Here is an 18,735-nt window from a genome sequence, read left to right on the forward strand (position 1 = left end):
CGAGTCGGCCCATATTGGAGCCATGAGCGCAGAAGCGGCCCCCAAGATTGTTCCGGGTGAACCCAGCCAGGCGGATATCGCCTATCTTGGGCTACTCCAGGACATTTTGGATCACGGCGTCGACCGGGGCGACCGGACCGGCACGGGCACGCGCGGCGTATTTGGCCGCCAGCTTCGCTTCGATCTGGAGCATTCGTTTCCGCTGCTGACGACCAAGAAGGTGCATCTGAAGAGCATCATTCTGGAGCTGCTCTGGTTTCTGCGCGGCGATTCCAATGTGCGCTGGCTGCAGGAGCAGGGCGTCACGATCTGGGACGAGTGGGCCGATGGCGAAGGCGAGCTTGGCCCAGTCTATGGCAAGCAATGGCGCTCATGGGAGGCCAAGGATGGCCGCGTGATCGATCAGATCGCGAATGTCGTCCATTCGATCCAGCACAATCCGAATTCGCGGCGCCACATCGTGTCGGCCTGGAATCCGGCGGAGGTGGATCAGATGGCGCTGCCGCCGTGCCATTGCCTGTTTCAGTTCTACGTCGCGGACGGCAAGCTGAGCTGCCAGCTCTATCAGCGCAGCGCCGATGTGTTTTTGGGCGTGCCGTTCAACATCGCGTCGTACGCGTTGCTGACACAGATGGTGGCGCAAGTGACGGGGCTAAAAGCCGGCGAATTCGTGCACACGTTCGGCGACGCGCACTTGTATCACAACCATTTCGATCAAGCGCGCCTGCAGCTCTCGCGCACGCCGTACGCGCCGCCGAAGATGCTGATCAATCCGGAGCGGAAAGATATTTTCGCGTTCGAGTATGCGGATTTTAAGCTGGTGGACTACACCGCGCACCCGGTGATCAAGGCGCCGATTGCGGTTTAGGCGCGTGTGGGACGTGGAACCTACGGCAAAGATGATTCGCGATCGGCAAGGACGGGTTGTCTTCGTCGAAGGTGAACGACAATCAGGTAAGACTAAGTTTTCTCGCTCTTTGGGATCACAGCTAGCGGCGACTGTGCTCTCGACTGACAGGTTTGCGTCTCTCGATCCCTCAATCCCCTATGTTGACGGCATACGCCTTGATGAGCTGGCTGATGCGATTGAGTGCGCCTCCGGTCCGCTCATCGTTGAAGGTATCTGTCTGGCCGACACAGCTGCGCGCATTTCGTTGAACTGCGACGTGCGCGTGTACCTAAAAGTGGAGGCCTTGGCGGGATGGAATCTTGGCGCGGACTTAGAGCAATTAGAAGGCGCAAGGCCCACCACCTTGTTGGGTGGGGCATTTGATTGGGATGTGAGAGAGTATCACCGCAGGGTTGGTCCGCATTTAATTGCGAACCAGATTCTAAGGCGACTCGAGTAAGCGCCTGCACAACATCTCCTAAATAGCTCCCCACCACGTCGGCGTGGGCCACGTTAGAGTCGCGCCACTGAGCGATGCCGCTTGTGGAGGCTTTCGATGGATTGGTCTTTGTCGGATTTTGTGTTTGCGGGGGCTTTGTTGTCGGGGCTGGGCTTGGCGGTGTGGTTTGTAGCGCGGGGGCCGCGCAATTTGCCGTATCGTTTGGCTGTGGGCGTGGCGGTGGGCGCGGCGTTGTTGATGGTGTGGGTGACGGGTGCGGTTGGCATTGTCGGCGGCGAGCGGCACGCGGCGAACGGGCTTTATTTCTTGGCCGTGGGCGTGGGCTTGATGGCGGCGGCGCTGGCGCGGTTTCGGGCGCGCGGCATGGCGTTCGCTGTGGGCGGCGTGGCGGCGGCGACGGCTTTGATCGGTGTGGCGGCAGTCGCCGCGGGCTGGGGCGATGATTCGGCGCGCTATCCGCTCGACGTGCTGGGCGGAAGTTTCTTGTTGGCGGCGATGTATGCGGCAGCGGCGTATTTGTTCGCGCGCTCGGAAACGAAGCGCGTGATCTTCTAAACTTCTGCCACGTCGTTCGCGACCATGCGCGTCTTTTGAAAATCGGCGCGGATTCTGTCGAGCTCGACGGGCGTAAGTTTCACCGTGACGCCGACCATTTGCGGCTCGATCTCGGTTTTGAGGATGAGCACTTCGCCGGGCTGCGCGTTGCCTTCAAGCACGGCTTCGCCGGGTTTCTTTTTGTCGGGCGTGCCCATGTAAGCGACGATGCGGTGCGGGCCGGGATTGAGCGTCAGGCGCATGAAGCGCGGGCTTTTGAGTTGCGTGATCTGCTTGCCGTCCACTTCGATATTGACGCCCACGGCGCGGCCGACGAATTGGTTGCGCAGAATGTAGAGCGCGGCTTTGCCGGGTTCGGGGGTGAAGGCGAGGGCCGTGCTGCGCTCGGCCGGCGTGGCGTCGGCGATTTTGCGGTTGGTCTGCAGGTTGCGATAGACGATCACGCCGACCACGCCGAGCACGATCAGCGACAGCAGCATCACGATCTCGAATCCCAGCAATGCGCGAAGCACGCCATAAAGAACGAGACCAGCAAGGGCGGCGAGGCCGTAGAGAACGAGATTGCGTGGCATTGGGTTACTCTAGGTGATGATTTCCGCGGGCGCCAAGGTTAGAAGCGCGCTGAAGAACCCTCTTCCCCGGGAGGGGGAGAGGGCAGGATGAGGGGGCGCAGGTGATGGAATTTCTGGCGCCCAGTCGTACGCGTGCGCGTGCTTTTGCGATCACGGCGCTCCACCCTCACCCCAACCCTCTCGCTCCCACTGGAGGGAGAGGGAGCGACGGAGCTTTTTGTGGCTAAGCCGAAACTCACTTTTGTCGTGGCCGTGGCGAAGAATGGCGTGATTGGCCGCGACGGCGGGCTGCCTTGGCGGCTGAAATCCGACATGGCGCGCTTCAAGGCGGCCACGATGGGCAAGCCCGTGCTGATGGGGCGCAAGACCTGGGAGAGCTTGCCGAAACGGCCGCTGCCGGGGCGTCCGAATTTGGTGTTGACGCGCGATGCGAATTTCAAAGCGCCGGAGGCGTGGGTCTATACCGATGCGGCCGCCCTCGTCGCGGCGGGGCGCGCGATGGCGGAAGCGGCCAGCGTGGACGAGGTGTGCGTGATCGGCGGGGCGCAGCTTTATGAGGCGCTGCTGCCGCAAGCCGAGCGCATCGTGCTGACCGAAGTGAATTTGGCGCCGGAGGGCGACGCGCATTTGCGGCTCGATCTTTCCGATTGGCGCGAGCTGAGCGCGGAGCACGTTGCTGCGTCTGCGAACGATGATGCGGATTTTGTCGTGCGCGTGTTGGAGCGCGCCTAGCGCTTTCGATAGCCGCCGTTGCGTCATGTGAGATTGCGCTGGCGTTTGCGCTTCGCGCGCATAAGCTCGCGCGCATGAGCAATATCGAAATCATCGCCGAAGGACTTGAGTTTCCGGAGGGGCCTGTCGCGATGCCGGATGGCAGCGTGATTTTGGTCGAGATCAAACGCCAGACGCTGACACGCGTGTGGAACGGCAAGAGCGAAGTGATCGCCAAGATTGGCGGCGGGCCAAATGGCGCAGCACTTGGGCCGGACGGCGCGATGTACGTCACCAATAATGGCGGCTTTGCGTGGCACGACATGGGCGGGCTGACGATCCCAGGGCACGCAGCGGCGGATTATGAGACGGGGCGGATCGAGCGTGTCGATCTCTCCACCGGCAAGGTCGAGCGCGTGTATGAGAGCGCGGAGGCGTTTAGACTGCGCGGGCCGAACGATCTCGTGTTCGATAAGAGCGGCGGCTTTTGGTTCACGGATTTGGGCAAGGGCTATGCGCGGTCGCGCGATCGCGGCGGGCTTTATTACGCCAAGCCCGATGGGTCGCTGATCAAGGAAGCGGCGTACGGGTTTGTCGGGCTGAATGGCGTTGGCCTCTCGCCGGACGAGAAGGTCGTCTATGCGGCCGAGACGGAAACCGGAAAGCTCTGGGCGTTCGATATCACCGGCGAAGGCGAAGTCGCGCCGGGCATGTTGGGATCGCAGGGGCGGTGCGTCGCGGTGCAGCCCATGCATGTGTTCTTTGATAGCCTTGCGGTGCAGGCCAATGGCGATGTGTGCGTGGCGACGATTTTGAACGGCGGCATCACCACGATCACGCCAGCCGGCGTTTCCACACATACGGCGTTTCCTGATCCGCTGGTGACGAACATTTGTTTTGGCGGAGCGGATATGCGCGATGCGTATGTGACGCTGTCGGGTACGGGCAAGCTCGCGAAAATGCGCTGGCCGGAGCCGGGGCTGAAGCTGAATTTCGCGTCGTACTGATCAGGGTTTTACGTCCCCCTCCGTCGTCCCGGTAAACCGTGACGACACCTCCCCCGTAAACGGGGGAGGATGAAAGAGAGCAGGCCATGAGCATTATCGTCCACCATCTCGAAGAGAGCCGGTCGCAGCGTGTGTTGTGGCTGATGGAGGAATTGGGGCTGGCGTATGAGGTGAAGCGGTATGCGCGCAATGCGCAAACGCGGCTGGCGCCGCCCGAGCTGAAGGCGCTGCATCCCCTGGGCAAGTCGCCGGTGGTTGAACGCAACGGGCGCATCTATGCCGAGAGCGGCGCGATCGTTGAATTCTTCGCCGAAACCGAGGCGCATGGCGCGCTCGCCGTGTTGCCGGGCGATCCGGCGCGGGCGGATTATTTGTATTGGCTGCATTTCGCCGAAGGCTCGGCGATGTTGCCGCTGTTGCTGAAGCTTTATGTCGGCATGCTCGGCGAGAACGGCGCGCCGCTGATGCAGATGCGCATCGATCCCGAGATCGCCAATCATTTGAGTTTCATGAACGCGGCGATGGCGGGGAAGGATTTCTTTGTCGCCAATCGCTTTACCGCCGCCGACATCGAAATGAGTTTCGTGCTCGACGCGGCCGCGGGGCGGGGCGGATTGGAGCATTATCCCAACCTTGTCCGGGTCAGGGCCGGTTACCAAAGCCGCCCGGCGTATCAGCGCGCGCTCGAAAAGGGCGGGCCGTACAAAATGGGCGCCTGAACTCAGCCTTTGCGGCTGGACTTTGCGGGCGACGCGCTTTGTATGACGCTGCGAAAAGCGGAGTCACAACAGCATGCGCGCACGCGATTGTAAGATCGTCGCCACGATGGGCCCGGCGAGCGATCCGCCGGAACGGCTGGCCATGCTGATCCAGGCGGGCGTGGATTGTTTCCGACTGAATTTCAGTCATGGCGGGCGCGAGGATCATGCGCGGCGCATGCAGGCGATCCGCGAGGCGGAAGCGAAGGCGGACGCGGCGGTCGGCGTGTTCGCGGATTTGCAGGGGCCGAAAATCCGCGTCGGCATGTTCAAAGACGGCGAGATCAAGCTGAAATATGGCGAGATCGTCACGCTGGAAGCGTCGAACGAGCCGGGTGAGGCAGGGCTCATTCGTCTGCCGCATCCGGAATTGGTGAACTCGCTCGAAGCCGGCGACATCCTCAAGCTCGATGACGGCAAGCTGCAAATCACAGTGACGGAAGTTGGTCGCACGCAATTGAAGGCGCGCGTGGATTTCGGCGGCGTGTTGAAGAACCAGAAAGGCGTGAATGTGCCGACGCGGCGCATTCCGATTTCGGCGCTGACGGAGAAAGATCGCGAGGATCTGGCCTACGCGCTCGATCTCGGCGTCGATTATATCGCGCTGTCGTTCGTGCAGCATCCCGAGGACGTGCGCGAAGCGCGCGCGTTGATCGGTGATCGCGCGGGGATCATTTCGAAGATCGAAAAGCCGAGCGCGTTGACGCAGATCGAGGAGATCGTGGAGCTGTCGGACGCGGTGATGGTGGCGCGCGGCGATTTGGGTGTGGAGCTGCCGCCCGAGCAAGTGCCGATCGCGCAGCGGAAGATCATCCGAGCGGCGCGTGCGGCCGGCCGGCCGGTGATCGTGGCGACGCACATGCTGGAGAGCATGGTGGAAGCAGCGACGCCGACGCGCGCCGAAGCGTCCGATGTGGCGACGGCCGTGTATCAGGGCGCGGATGCGGTGATGCTCTCGGCGGAAAGTGCGGTCGGCCGCCATCCGCAGAGCGCTGTGGCGATCATGGATCGCATCATTCGCGCGGTGGAAGAGGACGAGGAATATTGGGCGTCGCTGCCGCGCGATATGACGCCGCCGCAAGCCACGACCGCGGACGCGATCGCGCTTTCGGCGCGGCACATCGCCGATACGTTGGGCGCGGCGTCGATCGTTGCGTACACATCGACGGGCTCGACGGCGCTGCGCGTCGCGCGTGAGCGGCCGCGCTGCGGCGTTGTGGGGCTGACGCCGATCCGCGAAACGGCGCGCCGTTTGGCGTTGGTCTGGGGCGTGCGCACGGTCGTCGTGGATGACGCGACGGACGTGGAAGATATGGTGGCGAAAGCGGACGTGGCGGTGCGCAAGCTGGGCATTGCCGAGACCGGCGATCGGGTTGCGGTGATCGCGGGCATTCCGTTCGGGCGGCCGGGGAAGACGAATACGATCCGCGTGTTTCGGGTGGAATAGTTGCATCGGCTCGAACCTCTGCCCGCTGCGTTTGCACGTTACGATGCTATCGGCGGCGCGCTTGAGTTTCATGTGTTCGAGGATGCCGATGGCGGCGTCGAGGAGGCGGTCGCGCTGATCCAGCAGGCCGTGCCCGATGCGGACCTCGATGCGCTACGTGATCTCGGGTTCAGAGAGATCGACGACCAGAAATTCTACGGTGGGTCGTATGACGCGACGAGCGACTCTCTCTTGAAGCTGGGAAATTGGGGCGCGCAAGGCCGACTGATTAATCCCCGGCTGCGTGATCTGGAGAGTCTCCTTCTCACCGGAGGCGGATTAATCCCGGAGCCGGGGCTGGGAGGAGAGTTCGCGCACGCGTTTTCCTTTACGCCTTATGGGTTGCGCGCAAGCCCCGTGGAAGTTCAAGAGCTCTTCGATAAGGTCAGGCATGTGATCCTGCCGCCGCGCTTGCCGCACATCATTCGCGATTGGGCTAGTCCGGAGCTCGTGAAGGTTTCGCCCATCTTCGAGCAGGGCATGGAATGGTGGGGCGTGTTTCTGTTCACGATTTATGTGCCGGATTGGCGGCGGCACACTGTGATTGTCGGGTCCACAACCGACTAACGCGCGGACGCTCTGTCCCGAGCTCAATCCACGCTTACGCCAAATTTGGCGACGCGGCGGGCGTAGCTTTGCGCGGCGCGTTTGGCTTCGCGGTTGAATGCGGCGACATGCGGATCGGATTGGTCGGCGGCCGCATAGAGCCGGCCGCGCTGGCCGACTTTGAGTTCGCCCGAGGCCAGCATTTGCGTCACCTTGCGGCGGACGGTTTCACGCGCAAGACCCGTGACGGCGCCGAGGTCTCGACGTGTAACGCCCGCTTCACATGCGTGGGCGGCGCAGAAATAGAGCCACATGCGCTCGTAATCGCCGCTGAAGCGGTCTCTGGCGACGTAGAGCAAATCCAGAATGAGTTCAGTGGTCGCGAACGCGAGGGGGCGGCGTTCAATCGGAATTTGCGCGCCGGCGTCGACGGGCGCTTGTCGTCTTTGCAAGCCCAATTCTCCCAAAGCGCGACGACCCAATTTGGGTGCGGGCTCTATCTGTGACGGCAGCGAAGCTCTACCGATTGATCTAACGCAATCAAGCCGCCGTAAAAGCAGTTGCACAGTTTGATTGATGACCAGCCCAGCCGAAACTCTTCTCTTCGAGGTGCTCCAAGAGGCGCGCGCCTTTTACGATGGGCTTGAGATCGAAGAGGTCGTTATCCTGGTGTGCGTCGCCGAAGCGACGATGCGCCCGATCGTCGTCAGCGCCAAAGAAGAATTGCTGCGCGCGGAGTTCCCGGCCGACGCAGATCGCGGCTGGATTTCCAGGCGCTTGATCGCGGAGCGCACCGGCCTGCCGCGCGAAACCGTGCGGCGCAAGGTGCAACGCTTGATTGACCGCGACATGCTCGATGTCGACGCGGAGGGGCGTGTGCGCTCTGTGCAATTGCTCTCCAGTGCGTCGCTCGCGCAAAATTTGGAGCGTGTGCGCCAGTCGGTGGGTCGCTACCTGAGGCGCGTCGACTAGATCACCCGGATGGTCGGCGCAGGTTTGCTGAGGCGGGCGACGTTGGCGCGCGCGGCTTGGGCGATGGCGATGAAGCGTTGCGAGACGGCGTTGGTTGGTTGTGTTGTCACCAGCGGCGCGCCGGCGTCGCAGCTTTCGCGTAAAGCTACATCAATTGGGATTTCGCCGAGGAATGGCACGCCGGCGGCTTCGGCGGTGCGGCGGGCGCCGCCTTCGCCGAAGATGTGCGTACGCTTGCCGTCGGACGCTTCGAAATAGGCCATGTTCTCGACCACGCCGAGGATCGGCGCTTTGGCCTTGTCGAACATGGCGAGGCCGCGGCGCACGTCGGCAAGCGCCACTTCTTGCGGCGTCGAGACAATCACGGCGCCAGCCAGCGGCACGCGCTGTACAAGCGTGAGCTGCACGTCGCCGGTGCCGGGCGGGAGATCGAGCAACAGCACGTCGAGATCGCCCCAGGCGACTTCATCGATCATTTGCCGCACCGCGCTTGTCGCCATTGCGCCGCGCCAGATCATTGGCGAGGCGGCGTCGACGAGGTAGCCGATCGACATGGTTTTGAGGCCGTGCGCGTCGAGCGGATCGAGGATTTTGTCGCGGCTCATTTGCGGGCGGCGGTCGCCGGTTCCGAGCAGAGTGGGTGCGGAAGGCCCGTAAACGTCGAGATCAAGCAGGCCGGTCTTCAACCCCAACGAGGCGAAAGCGGCGGCGAGATTTACCGCGACGGTGGATTTGCCCACCCCGCCTTTGGCGCTGGCCACAGCGATGATGTGCTTCACCCGACCGACGCCGCCGGCGCTGACCGGCTTGGCTTCGTGTGCGGTCAAAACCGCGAGCACCTGGGTGACGCCGGAGACTTTGCGCGCCTCGGTTTCGGCGCGCTCGCGCAGCGCGACATAATGTTCCGCAACATTAGCGGGGGCTTCTATGGTGAACGAGACCTTGCCGCCATCGCGCACTTCAAGCCCAGAAACACGGCCAGAAATCAACAAACCCTTTCCGGTGGCGGGGTCTTTGATCGCATTCAGCTGCGCTTCGACCGCTTCTTTGATGGCCGCCAACTGGTTGTTCATGCTTGATCCCATAACACATGAGCCACATATCGGCGCGCACGGAGGGCTTCAAGCCGGCCAAGAATGGCGCGCACCTCCGGACAGATGGCGGGATAGAAGTTCTGATGCCTTGGAATGACCAGTCGGGCGGCGGCGGCCAAAATCAGGGCGGCGGTGGCCAAGGGCCATGGGGCAGCGGCGGCGGGCCGCGGCGGCCTTGGGGCCAACCGCCCCGCCAACAACCCCCGCGCGGGCCGCAAGGCGGCGACCTCGAAGATTTGCTCCGTCAATGGCGCGAACGCTTTCGCTTCGGCGGCGGCTCGGGCGGCAGCGGCGGCGGGCGTGGTTTCTCTTGGCCCTTGATCGCGGGCATCCTGGTCATCGGATGGCTGGGCACGGGCGTCTATATTGTCGATGAGGGCGAACGCGGCGTGATCACGCGCTTTGGCGATTTCAATCGCGTCACCGGCCCGGGGATCCACGTTCAATTGCCGCCGCCGTTCGAGGCGCGCCAAGTGATCAATGTCACCGGTCAGCGCACGACGGAAATCGGTCTCGTCACGCGCAACAACCAAAGCACGGACGTGCCAGACGAAAGCCTGATGATCACGGGCGACCGCAATATCGTCGAAGTGCACTTCCGCATTTATTACAACATCAAGGAAGTCTCGGATTTCGCCTTCCAGGTGCGCGAGCCGGACAACGCCGTGCGCCAAGTCGCGGAAAGCGCAATGCGTGAAGTGATTGGCCGTCGTCAGCTTGAGCCGATCATCACCACGGAGCGCGGCGCGGTGGAGCAAGACGTCGAGACGTTGATGCAGCAAGTGCTGGACGAATATCAGTCCGGCGTGCAGGTGCTGCAGGTGGAATTGCTGCGCGCGGCGGCGCCGGCGGCGGTGATCGAAGCCTTCAACGATGTCGTCAACGCTGGCCAAGACGCTGAAACGGCGCGCAACAACGCCGAGCGTGAGACGTCGCGCATCGTCAATGAAGCGCAGGCTTATCGCGAGCGCGTGGTGCGTGAAGCCACCGGTGAAGCGCAACGCTTCATCGCGGTGCACAATGAATATCGCCAGGCGCCGCAAGTGACGCGCGATCGCCTGTATCTGGAAACCATGGAACGCGTGTACCGGAACGGCAATCTCGTGATCCTCGACTCGCGCAGTGGCGCTGTGCCTTATCTGCCTCTCGATGGCATGGTGCGTCGCAACGCGCCCACCCAGCCGCAAGCGGAGGGAGCACGCTAATGCAGCGCAATCTTCCCTTCATCTTCGGCGCCGTCTTCGTGGTGCTGTTGCTCGTCGCCAACACAATGTTCATCGTGCGTCAGACGGAGCAGGCCATCGTGCTGCGCTTCGGCGAATACGTGCGCGTGATCAATCCGCCCGGCACGAACGAGCCGGGGCTTTATTTCAAAATGCCGTTCGTCGACAGCGTGGTGAGTTACGATCGCCGCAATATCGGCCTCACCTTGGAGGGGCAGCCGATCGTGGCGTCCGACCAAGAGCAGCTGCGTGTCGATGCGATCGTACGCTGGCAGATCACGGATCCGCGCCGTTTCTATCAAAGCGCGTTGACCGAAGATGGCGGCGCGTCGCGTCTCGAAACGTTTACCGAAGCGGCGATGCGCCGCGCGTTAGGCGGCGCGACTTCGAACGACATCATCTCGGGCCGCCGCGCCCAATTGATGCAGAACATCGAAGCGGATTTGAACGCTTCGGCCGCGACCGAACTCGGTGTGCGCGTGGTGGACGTGCGCATCCGCCAGGCCGATCTTCCGGATGCGACGCGTGAGCGTGTCTATGAGCGCATGCGCTCAGAACGTGCGCAGGTCGCGGGGCGTCTGCGCGCGGAAGGCGAGCGCGAGGCGGCGATTATCCGCGCGACGGCGCAGCAAGAAAGCGAACGTCTGCGCGGTGAAGGCGACGCCGAACGCGCGCGCATCTTCGCGCAAGCCTATGGTCGCGATCCGGAGTTTGCGGCGTTCTATCGCTCGATGCGCGCCTATGATTACGCTCTGGAAGACGGCACCCCGATCGTGGTCGCGCCGGACAGCGACTTCTTCCGCTACATGCAGCGCCGCACCGGCAACCGCTAAGCTGAAACGAATATCCCGTGGCGCTGGCCCCAGTTGAAAAGCAGCTGGGGCCAAATGCCTGCCGGCTTGTCGCGGACGAAGCGCAGGCCAAAGCCATGGCCGCCTTCCTCAAACACATGCAATTCGCTACGCACGCCTGCGCGGCGGATGGCGTCGTACATCGCCAGTCCGTTGGCCAGCGGCACGGCTTCGTCGTCGGCGGCGTGGATCACCATGGTGGGGCTCATGTCCGCGCGGGCATGATTTTCGAGCGAGTAGCGGGCGAGCGCTTCGGGTGTCGGCGTGGCTCCGAGCAAATACGAGCGTGACCCGGCGTGGCCGGCTTCGCCCATCGTGATCACCGGGTACATGAAGCAGGAGATGTCCGGCCTGGCGTTGCTGTCGTCGCCATCTGGCGCAAGCGGCCAGTCGAAGCGGGTGGCGAGCGAGGCGGCGACGTGGCCGCCGGCGGAGAAGCCGATCGACGCAACGCGCGTGGGCTCGACGCCAGTTTGCGCGCGGATGACGCGCATGGCGCGTTGCGCGTCTTGCAGTGACACGTCCGGACCAGCGGACCAGCCGTCGCCGGGCAAGCGATAGCGCAGCACATAGGCATGGACGCCGTGCGCCGCGAACCAACGCGCCGCCTCGTAGCCCTCCTTGTCGATGACGACATGGCGATAGCCGCCGCCAGGAATGATCAAAAGCGCCGAACCGTTCGGACGCGCGGCGCGGAAGCATGACAGATGCGGCGTGCGCACGAAACGGACGATACGATCCGGCAGACCTTCGGTATTGGGCCGCGAGATTTCTTCCTCGACGACGCTGACGTTTTCGCCGCCCGGGGCGCCGCTCGGCCAGAGCGGGATAATGGCGTCGGGCGGTGTGTCGCGAAGCGCTGCTTCAAGCGCGGCGCCTGCGGGAACGGGCGCGGTGGCGCAGCCGGAGAGTGCGAAGCCGGCCAGCAAGGCGCGGCGGTCCGTGAACATCGACATAAGCGCATAAATACTTGGTCCAGCGCCTGACGCCAGCGATTGCGCGGGCGGGGCGGCGCGCTAGTGTCACCTTATGCTTCGTTTTCGGTCGATCGTTTCGGCACTGGCCCTGATCGCGCTGGCCGCCACGCCAGCCGGCGCGCAATCGCGTTTGCCGACGCAAGGGTATGCGGATCTCGTGGAGCGGCTTTCGCCCGCCGTGGTCAACATTGCGACCTCCCAGCGCGTCGAGGGCCTCGAGGATATGCCGCGCTTTCCACCAGGCGTCGGTCGCGCGCCGGAGGGCGATGGCGCCGCGCAGGTGACGTCGTTGGGTTCGGGCTTCATCATTTCCGCCGATGGCGTGGTGGTGACCAATAATCACGTCATCGAAGCGGCCGATGCGATCGAAGTGATCCTGCAGAACGGACAACGCTTCGAAGCCGTTGTGGTTGGCCGCGATCCAGCCACGGATATCGCGGTGCTGCGCATGAACACGCGCCAGCCGCTGCCCTATGTGAACATGGGCGACAGCGATACGGCGCGTGTGGGTGATATTGTCCTGGCGATCGGCAATCCGTTCGGGCTTGGCGGCTCGTTGAGCGTCGGCGTGGTGAGCGCGCGCAATCGCGATATCGAGGCCGGGCGCTATGATGATTTCATCCAGACCGACGCCGCCATCAATCGTGGCAATTCCGGCGGTCCGCTCTTCAATAGCGATGGTGAAGTGATTGGCGTGAATACGGCGATCCTTTCGCCGACCGGCAATTCGGTCGGCATTGGCTTCGCCACACCCACATCGATCGTGCGGCCGGTGGTGGATCAGTTGCTGCGCTATGGCGAAACGCGGCGCGGCTGGCTGGGCGTACGGCTGGCCAACCTCGATCGCGCGGCGGCGCAGCGCGCGGGCTATGATGGCGACAGCGGTGTTGTGATCACGCGCATCACGCCGGGCGGGCCGGCGGCGGCGGCGGGTCTGCGCCCGGGCGATGTGGTGCTGAAGTTTAACGGCCGCGATGTCGCCGACAGCCGTTCGCTGACGCGGATGGTGGGTGAGACACAAGTCGGCGCGCAGGCACCGGTTGAAATCGTGCGCGACGGCCGCCGCATGACAGTAACGGCGACGATTGAACGTCTGGAAGAAATGACAGGCGGCGCGCGCGCGCCCTCTGGCGGCGCTGCTCCGTCGCGCCGCAATGATGGCGGTCCGCGCGGTGGGCGTTTGTTCGGTATTGCGCTGTCGGAACTCGACGCGAGCTTACGCGAAGAGTTTCAGATCGAGCCGGACGTGCAGGGGCTTGTGGTGCTAGCCACCGATGTCGATAGCGCAAACGAAAACGTGGTGCGGCCGGGCGATGTGATCGAGGCGATGGCGTTCCATCGCGTCGATACGCTGAACGCAGCGCGCACAGTGGCAGGGCTAGCGGCGGACGGTGAGCGCAACATCGTCGTGCGTATCAATCGTGATGGCGCGGTGACGTATCGGCGTCTGCGGGCGCGGAGCTAGCGGGCGAGAAGCGCCTGCACGTCAGCGAGCGATGCGAGCACGCGGGCTTTGCTGCGCATTTCGTCGTCAGGCTGAAGCAGATCCGGGATCATCACTGTGATACAGCCGGCGGCGTGCGCGGCGCGGACGCCGGCGTGGGAATCTTCAATGGCCAACACGTCCAACGGCGCAAAGCCGAGCAATTCAGAGGCTTTGAGATAGGGCTCCGGATCGGGCTTGCCGTTGACGACGTCCTGGCGCGTGACGACGGCGCGGAAACGGTCGGCGAGATTGTAAGTCTTGAAATGACGCTCCACCCACGGACGGCGCGATGAGGTGGCGAGGCCGTAAGTGAGGCCGAGTTCGTCCAGCGCATCCATCAGTTCGAGCGCGCCGGCTTTCAGTGGGGCCGAGCGATCGCCGACGAAGGCGCGGGTGGTTTCGATGAAGGTTTCGAGCGGGAAGTCGTCGCCGTAATAGGCCCTGAGCTGCAGATCGTTGGCTTCGCGGTGCATGCCGACGAGGCTCAGGAATTGCGCGTCGCTCATTTCATAGCCCAGCGTCTTGGCCGCGTGAAAATGCGATTCACGCACCAGCGCTTCAGAATCGATCAATGTGCCATCGAGATCGAAGACGACGGCTTTGGGGCGTGGCAGCGTCAAACCGCGAATTCCTCCCGGCGATAGCCCTGGAAGAAGAGCGCCGCTTCCAGGCTCATATAATCAATCTTGGCGTCGGCTTCGGCGGCGACGAGGGGCTTGGCGCGATAGGCGAGACCGAGTCCGGCGGCTTTGATCATGTCGAGATCGTTGGCGCCGTCGCCAATGGCGAGCGCGTCTTGCTCGGTGGCGCCGATGGCGGCGGCTTCGCTACGGAGCGCATCGAGTTTGGCGGCGCGGCCGAGGATTGGCGCTTGCACTTCGCCAATAAGGGCTGCGCCATCATCAAGCAGCACATTGGCGCGGTTGGCGTGGAAGCCTGCCGATTCGGCGACGCGCGAGGTGAAGAAGGTGAAACCGCCGGAGACGAGCACACAGCGCGCGCCGTGCTTGGCCATGGTCTTGACGAATGTGGCGGCGCCTGGATTGAGGCGCACGCGTTCATCATAGGTGCGTTGCAGAGCGTCGAGCGCCAGCCCCTTGAGCTTCGAGACGCGTTCGATCAGCGCTGGCTCAAACTCCAATTCGCCGCGCATGGCGCGTTCGGTGATGGCGGCGATCTCGGCTTTGAGTCCGGCGAAATCGGCGAGCTCATCGAGGCATTCCACATTGATGATGGTGGAATCCATGTCGGCGACGAGCAGCTTCTTGCGGCGGCCTTCGACCGGCACCAGCGCCCAATCGACCGGGATTTCCGCGACAGCGGCCGCGGCCTCTTGGCGGAGTTCGCCGTCGACGCGCTCATAAATCCATTGCGCGCTTTCCCAGCCGGACAGCACCTCCGGCGGCGGCAATTTCCGGTTCAGCGCCACGCGACCGAGCATCAAGAGCGCCTCGCGGTAAGCGGGCTTGTTCTCCGGCGAGGCGACGAAAACGAGGGCGTGGGCGGTCATGGAATCCAGCTTAGATAGGAAGCCGCACCCCTCTAGGGCAGAGGCGGCGTTTGCGCTACTGCAGCGGCCATGAAGCCTGCGCTCCTCATCATGGGTCCGACCGCCAGCGGTAAATCCGCTCTGGCGTTGGCGCTGGCCGAGCGTATCGGGGGCGAAATCGTCAACGCCGACTCGATGCAGGTCTATGCGGATTTTCGCGTGCTGACGGCTCGCCCGACACGCGAAGAAGAGGCGCAGGCGCCGCATCATTTGTACGGGCATGTGGACGCCGCGCGGCTCTACTCGACGGGGCGATGGCTGGAAGATGCGCTGGCGGCGATTGCGGATGTTCGCACGCGTGGGCGCACGCCAATTCTGGTGGGTGGCACGGGGCTTTATTTCAAAGCGCTGACGCAAGGCTTGGTGGATATTCCGGCTGCGGACGAAGAGACGCGCGCGGCGTTGCGTGAACGCGTTGCGCTAGAGGGGGCGCCGACGCTGCATGCGGAATTGGCGGCGCGCGATGCGGTGACGGCGGCGCGGCTGGAGCCGAACGATGCGCCACGAATTTTGCGCGCCCTCGAAGTGTTGGAGACGACAGGCGAGAGCATTAGCGCCTTGCAGGCGAATACGAGGCCGGCGTTGGCGCGCGAGGATTGGGTTGGCTTGGCGCTGACGCCGGAGCGCGAGGCGCTCTATGCAGCGATCAACACGCGCTTCGACAAGATGCTGGAGCAAGGCGCGCTCGACGAAGTGCGGACGTTCGCGGCGCGCGGGCTCGATCCCGCATTGCCGGCGATGAAAGCGCATGGCGCGCCGGCATTGATGGCGCATTTGCGCGGGGAACTCACGCTGGCGGAGGCCGCCGAAATCGGCAAACGCGACACGCGGCGTTACGCCAAGCGCCAGTTCACGTGGATTGGCGGACAAATGCCGGATTGGCCGCGCGTCGCGGATCACGATTTGGAGAGCCGGGTCGCTGCGGCGTTGGCTCTGCCGCAAGCTTGACACGATCGGCGCCGAGAGAGGCGCGGTGTGTTTGAAGGATCATCCATGCTGAGACGTGCTTTCGTTGGTTTGTTCGCGGCTTTGGCGCTGGGCGCTTGCGCGAGCGCTGGGCCCGCGCCGAACTCGGAAAACGCTGGGCCCGTCGAAATCAGCATGACGCGCACGCCCTGCTTCGGTTTTTGCCCCGACTATACGGTGACGATCAGCGGCGATGGGCATGTGGTCTATGAAGGCCGTCGTTTCGTGAATGTTGTTGGTCGCGCTGAGGCGCACATTGCACCGGCTCAGGTGCAGGCATTGCTCGCGCGCTTTGATGCGATCGGCTTTGACGAGTTGCACAACGAATACCGCGCGGGCGTGACGGACCTGCCGTCGACGACGATCCAGCTCATCCGCGACGGCCGCAGCAAATCGGTGCTGGATTATGGCGGAACCGGCGCGGGCATGCCGGAGAGCGTGCGCGCGCTGCAGGCCGAGATCGATCGTGTCGCCGGCGCAGCACAATGGGTGCTGCGTGATGGCCAGCCTGTGCGTAACCAGCCCCGCTGAGGCTTCCCTCAGCCCCGCGCGGCGCCCTAAACTTGCCGCCCAGGGATCAAACGCCACAAGGTGGGGATAATGAAATTGCTACGCGCAGCCGCTTTGTGCGGCGCGGTGTTGCTGGCGAGCACAGCGGCGTTCGCGCAGAATTTGTCTCTGCGGGCGCCGGCTTGGGCGCAGTCGCTTGTCGCTGCCGACATCATTCCGACGACGGGCGGGCGTGCGGCGCTTGCGGCCGACGGTGTGGATATGTCGGTGCGTGTGACTTTGGCGCCGACGCGCGGCGGGGTCGCGCGCGTGATCCGTTACGACCTGCGCGGTGAAGATGGGAAGCTCTATCTTCGGCGCTTCACGGGGCACCCTAGCACGGGTTGGTGGCTATGGGGCGGGGATGCGCCGTATGTGGCGACGCTCAGCGCCGCGCAACGCACTGAGCTTGGCAATTTGGCGCGCGCGGCGGCCGGCGTTGCAGGTTCCATCGGCGGGGATACGGAAATCTGCTCGGCAGGCGAGCAGGCCTACATTGAATTGGCTGTTGGCGGCCGCTCGACGTCTTTGGCGCGCGCCTGCGTCGCGAACGCCGATGCAGGCGGACGCTTGGCTTTGCGCCTGTCGGAGCTTGCGGGATCACGTACCGAAGAAGAACTCGCGGCAGCCGCGGTCAACGAAGTGATGGAAGCGGATCGCGCATTCGCGGCGATGGCGCAGAGCGAAGGCGTGCCGGCGGCGTTCGCGCATTATGCGGCGTCGGACGCGCTCATCGTAACTTCAGGGGAGATCATCAGCGGTCGCGACGGCGTGGTCCAGGCGTATGCGAACTGGCCCGCCACGGCGCGTTTGGAATGGGCGCCGGAAACGGGACGCGTGTCAGCGCGCGGCGATATGGCCTGGACGTGGGGTAATTCCGTGTACACAGGCGCTGATGGGACCCGCACAAACGGTCGATATGTGTCGGTGTGGACGCGCGATTACGAGGGCAATTGGCGCTACGCGTTCGACGCGCCGATCCGCTGAATATTCACTCCGTCATCCCGGACACGCGGAGCGTGATCCGGGACCTGGGGCAAACACACAGCTCTATGACCCCTGGGTCCCGGCTCTCCCTTCGGTCGGCCGGGATGACCGAAGGGTGTGTGCTCAACCTGAAAAGCCACCTTCTGCTAGAAATTTAAGCTCTTCCTCGGTGCTAACGCGGCCAAGAACCGGGTTGCGGTGCGGGAAGCGGCCGAAGCGGGCGATGATGTCGCGATGGACGACGGCGTAGCGGGTGAATTCCGGGTCGCCAAGCGCCGTGATGAGCGTCACGCTGCGATCTTGCAGCGCCAAATCCTCCGCGTGCTCGAAGGGGAGATAGAAAAACACGCGCAAGGCTGAATCGGTGGCGGCGTCGAAGCCATTGGCGATGGCCCGCGCGGCGACGGCTTGGGCGAGCCCATCGGTGGCGAAGGCGTGGGCGCTGCTGCGGTAGATGTTGCGCGGGAATTGATCGAGCAGCAGGACGAGCGCGAGTGCGCCTTCGGCGTCACGCTCCCAATTGGAAAGTTCGCGACGCGCGGCGGCATGGTGTTCGGCTTCGTAGCCGCGGCAGCGGCCGTCGAAGGTTTCGTCCTTCGCGAACCACGCCTTTGGCCCCGCATCGCGCCAGAAGCGCACAATCTCGCCCGCACTCGCCATGTTCGTCTCCTCGACGAAACGTAAGGCATGCGCGGGCGAGTGCAAGCTCAGGCGGGCGCGCGAGCGCGGCGCACGAACATGGTCATGAAGGTGAGCGTGGCGATGAACACGCCGAACGCCGCGATGATGGCCACGAACGGGTTCTGCGCCAGCATGGCGATCGCGATGCCGGCCGGCATGGTGATCGACGAAGCGATCGCCAGCACACATTGCGCAAGCGCTGCGCGCGACTGACCGAGCGCGGGGTAGGCGCGGTGCACGAGGCCGTAGATCGCGAGCGTGACCCAGCCGAGCAGGTTCAAATGCGCGTGTACCGGGGAAAGCGTGAAATCATGCGCGATGCCCATCCAGATACCGAGGGATTCGCCGGTCAGCAGACAGGCCAGGGCGGCGGTGATGAAGATGAGGTCGTAGCGCATAATGTTTCTCGTCAGGCT

Annotated in this window: 22 protein-coding genes; 14 read left to right on the forward strand and 8 right to left on the reverse strand. The window is 63.8% G+C overall.

Features of this window, described 5'->3' with window-relative positions:
* Positions 1-22 precede the first annotated feature (22 nt).
* Entirely contained in the window at positions 23-868 is an 846-nt protein-coding gene (locus VF769_RS10805; protein WP_331008413.1) for a thymidylate synthase, read from the forward strand.
* A gap of 577 nt (positions 869-1,445) precedes the next feature.
* Positions 1,446-1,904 carry a hypothetical protein gene (locus VF769_RS10810; RefSeq protein ID WP_331008414.1) on the forward strand — a complete coding sequence of 153 codons (459 nt, stop codon included), beginning with the start codon at positions 1,446-1,448 and terminating at the stop codon, positions 1,902-1,904.
* Here the strand turns inward: VF769_RS10810 and VF769_RS10815 are convergent.
* Entirely contained in the window at positions 1,901-2,476 is a 576-nt protein-coding gene (locus VF769_RS10815; protein WP_331008415.1) for a hypothetical protein, read from the reverse strand. The two genes, VF769_RS10810 and VF769_RS10815, sit on opposite strands and share 4 nt — an antisense overlap.
* A 219-nt stretch (positions 2,477-2,695) precedes the next feature.
* Between VF769_RS10815 and VF769_RS10820 the strand changes: the two genes are divergently transcribed.
* The 5 genes from VF769_RS10820 to VF769_RS10840 all read left to right on the forward strand — a co-directional run bounded on the left by VF769_RS10820 (position 2,696) and on the right by VF769_RS10840 (position 7,005).
* Complete coding sequence (locus VF769_RS10820) at positions 2,696-3,208, forward strand: dihydrofolate reductase (protein WP_331008416.1); 513 nt, start codon at positions 2,696-2,698, stop codon at positions 3,206-3,208.
* A gap of 74 nt (positions 3,209-3,282) precedes the next feature.
* Positions 3,283-4,194, forward strand: a complete 912-nt coding sequence (locus VF769_RS10825) for an SMP-30/gluconolactonase/LRE family protein (RefSeq protein WP_331008417.1) — start codon at positions 3,283-3,285, stop codon at positions 4,192-4,194.
* A gap of 86 nt (positions 4,195-4,280) precedes the next feature.
* Positions 4,281-4,913 carry a glutathione S-transferase gene (locus VF769_RS10830; protein WP_331008418.1) on the forward strand — a complete coding sequence of 211 codons (633 nt, stop codon included), beginning with the start codon at positions 4,281-4,283 and terminating at the stop codon, positions 4,911-4,913.
* Positions 4,914-4,986: 73 nt separating this feature from the next.
* Positions 4,987-6,399, forward strand: a complete 1,413-nt coding sequence (gene pyk, locus VF769_RS10835; protein WP_331008419.1) for a pyruvate kinase — start codon at positions 4,987-4,989, stop codon at positions 6,397-6,399.
* Entirely contained in the window at positions 6,400-7,005 is a 606-nt protein-coding gene (locus tag VF769_RS10840) for a hypothetical protein (protein ID WP_331008420.1), read from the forward strand.
* A gap of 23 nt (positions 7,006-7,028) precedes the next feature.
* Here VF769_RS10840 and VF769_RS10845 read toward each other — a convergent pair whose 3' ends face one another.
* On the reverse strand, positions 7,029-7,436 hold the full coding sequence (locus VF769_RS10845) for a hypothetical protein (RefSeq protein WP_331008421.1): 408 nt from the start codon (positions 7,434-7,436) through the stop codon (positions 7,029-7,031).
* A gap of 124 nt (positions 7,437-7,560) precedes the next feature.
* Between VF769_RS10845 and VF769_RS10850 the strand changes: the two genes are divergently transcribed.
* A complete protein-coding gene (locus VF769_RS10850; RefSeq protein ID WP_331008422.1) occupies positions 7,561-7,956 on the forward strand; it encodes a hypothetical protein in 396 nt (131 codons plus the stop codon).
* Here VF769_RS10850 and VF769_RS10855 read toward each other — a convergent pair.
* Positions 7,953-9,029, reverse strand: coding sequence for an Mrp/NBP35 family ATP-binding protein (locus VF769_RS10855; RefSeq protein ID WP_331008423.1), 1,077 nt, complete (start codon positions 9,027-9,029; stop codon positions 7,953-7,955). The two genes, VF769_RS10850 and VF769_RS10855, sit on opposite strands and share 4 nt — an antisense overlap.
* A gap of 17 nt (positions 9,030-9,046) precedes the next feature.
* On the opposite strand from VF769_RS10855, the gene hflK reads away from it, so the two are divergent.
* Both hflK and VF769_RS10865 read left to right on the forward strand, forming a co-directional pair.
* Positions 9,047-10,255, forward strand: a complete 1,209-nt coding sequence (gene hflK / locus VF769_RS10860; RefSeq protein WP_331008424.1) for an FtsH protease activity modulator HflK — start codon at positions 9,047-9,049, stop codon at positions 10,253-10,255.
* The gene (locus tag VF769_RS10865; protein WP_331008425.1) at positions 10,255-11,106 is read left to right on the forward strand and encodes a protease modulator HflC; all 852 of its coding nucleotides are present in this window, start codon (positions 10,255-10,257) and stop codon (positions 11,104-11,106) included. Before hflK ends, VF769_RS10865 begins: the two co-directional genes overlap by 1 nt.
* Here the strand turns inward: VF769_RS10865 and VF769_RS10870 are convergent.
* Positions 11,103-12,080, reverse strand: a complete 978-nt coding sequence (locus VF769_RS10870) for an alpha/beta hydrolase (RefSeq protein ID WP_331008426.1) — start codon at positions 12,078-12,080, stop codon at positions 11,103-11,105. The genes VF769_RS10865 and VF769_RS10870 overlap by 4 nt on opposite strands.
* Positions 12,081-12,153: 73 nt before the next feature.
* On the opposite strand from VF769_RS10870, the gene VF769_RS10875 reads away from it, so the two are divergent.
* Positions 12,154-13,566 carry a Do family serine endopeptidase gene (locus tag VF769_RS10875; protein WP_331008427.1) on the forward strand — a complete coding sequence of 471 codons (1,413 nt, stop codon included), beginning with the start codon at positions 12,154-12,156 and terminating at the stop codon, positions 13,564-13,566.
* On the opposite strand, the gene VF769_RS10880 is transcribed toward VF769_RS10875, so the two are convergent.
* Both VF769_RS10880 and serB read right to left on the reverse strand, forming a co-directional pair.
* Positions 13,563-14,207 (reverse strand): HAD family phosphatase, encoded by a 645-nt coding sequence (locus VF769_RS10880; RefSeq protein WP_331008428.1) that lies wholly within the window; start codon positions 14,205-14,207, stop codon positions 13,563-13,565. The two genes, VF769_RS10875 and VF769_RS10880, sit on opposite strands and share 4 nt — an antisense overlap.
* The gene (gene serB / locus VF769_RS10885) at positions 14,204-15,097 is read right to left on the reverse strand and encodes a phosphoserine phosphatase SerB (RefSeq protein ID WP_331008429.1); all 894 of its coding nucleotides are present in this window, start codon (positions 15,095-15,097) and stop codon (positions 14,204-14,206) included. The genes VF769_RS10880 and serB overlap by 4 nt, the downstream gene beginning before the upstream one ends.
* A 69-nt stretch (positions 15,098-15,166) precedes the next feature.
* Between serB and miaA the strand changes: the two genes are divergently transcribed.
* The 3 genes from miaA (at position 15,167) to VF769_RS10900 (ending at position 17,638) form a co-directional block, all read left to right on the forward strand.
* On the forward strand, positions 15,167-16,084 hold the full coding sequence (gene miaA / locus VF769_RS10890; RefSeq protein ID WP_331008430.1) for a tRNA (adenosine(37)-N6)-dimethylallyltransferase MiaA: 918 nt from the start codon (positions 15,167-15,169) through the stop codon (positions 16,082-16,084).
* A 45-nt stretch (positions 16,085-16,129) separates the two neighbouring features.
* Entirely contained in the window at positions 16,130-16,633 is a 504-nt protein-coding gene (locus tag VF769_RS10895) for a DUF6438 domain-containing protein (RefSeq protein ID WP_331008431.1), read from the forward strand.
* A 69-nt stretch (positions 16,634-16,702) separates the two neighbouring features.
* Positions 16,703-17,638 carry a nuclear transport factor 2 family protein gene (locus tag VF769_RS10900; RefSeq protein ID WP_331008432.1) on the forward strand — a complete coding sequence of 312 codons (936 nt, stop codon included), beginning with the start codon at positions 16,703-16,705 and terminating at the stop codon, positions 17,636-17,638.
* A 123-nt stretch (positions 17,639-17,761) separates the two neighbouring features.
* On the opposite strand, the gene VF769_RS10905 is transcribed toward VF769_RS10900, so the two are convergent.
* Together VF769_RS10905 and VF769_RS10910 are read right to left on the reverse strand one after the other, a co-directional pair.
* Complete coding sequence (locus VF769_RS10905; RefSeq protein WP_331008433.1) at positions 17,762-18,298, reverse strand: DUF924 family protein; 537 nt, start codon at positions 18,296-18,298, stop codon at positions 17,762-17,764.
* Between the two features lie 47 nt (positions 18,299-18,345).
* Positions 18,346-18,717 (reverse strand): hypothetical protein, encoded by a 372-nt coding sequence (locus VF769_RS10910; RefSeq protein ID WP_331008434.1) that lies wholly within the window; start codon positions 18,715-18,717, stop codon positions 18,346-18,348.
* Positions 18,718-18,735: the final 18 nt, after the last annotated feature.

Origin of the sequence: Vitreimonas sp. (genome assembly GCF_036392335.1) — a bacterium.
Classification (GTDB): Bacteria; Pseudomonadota; Alphaproteobacteria; order Caulobacterales; family Aquidulcibacteraceae; genus Vitreimonas.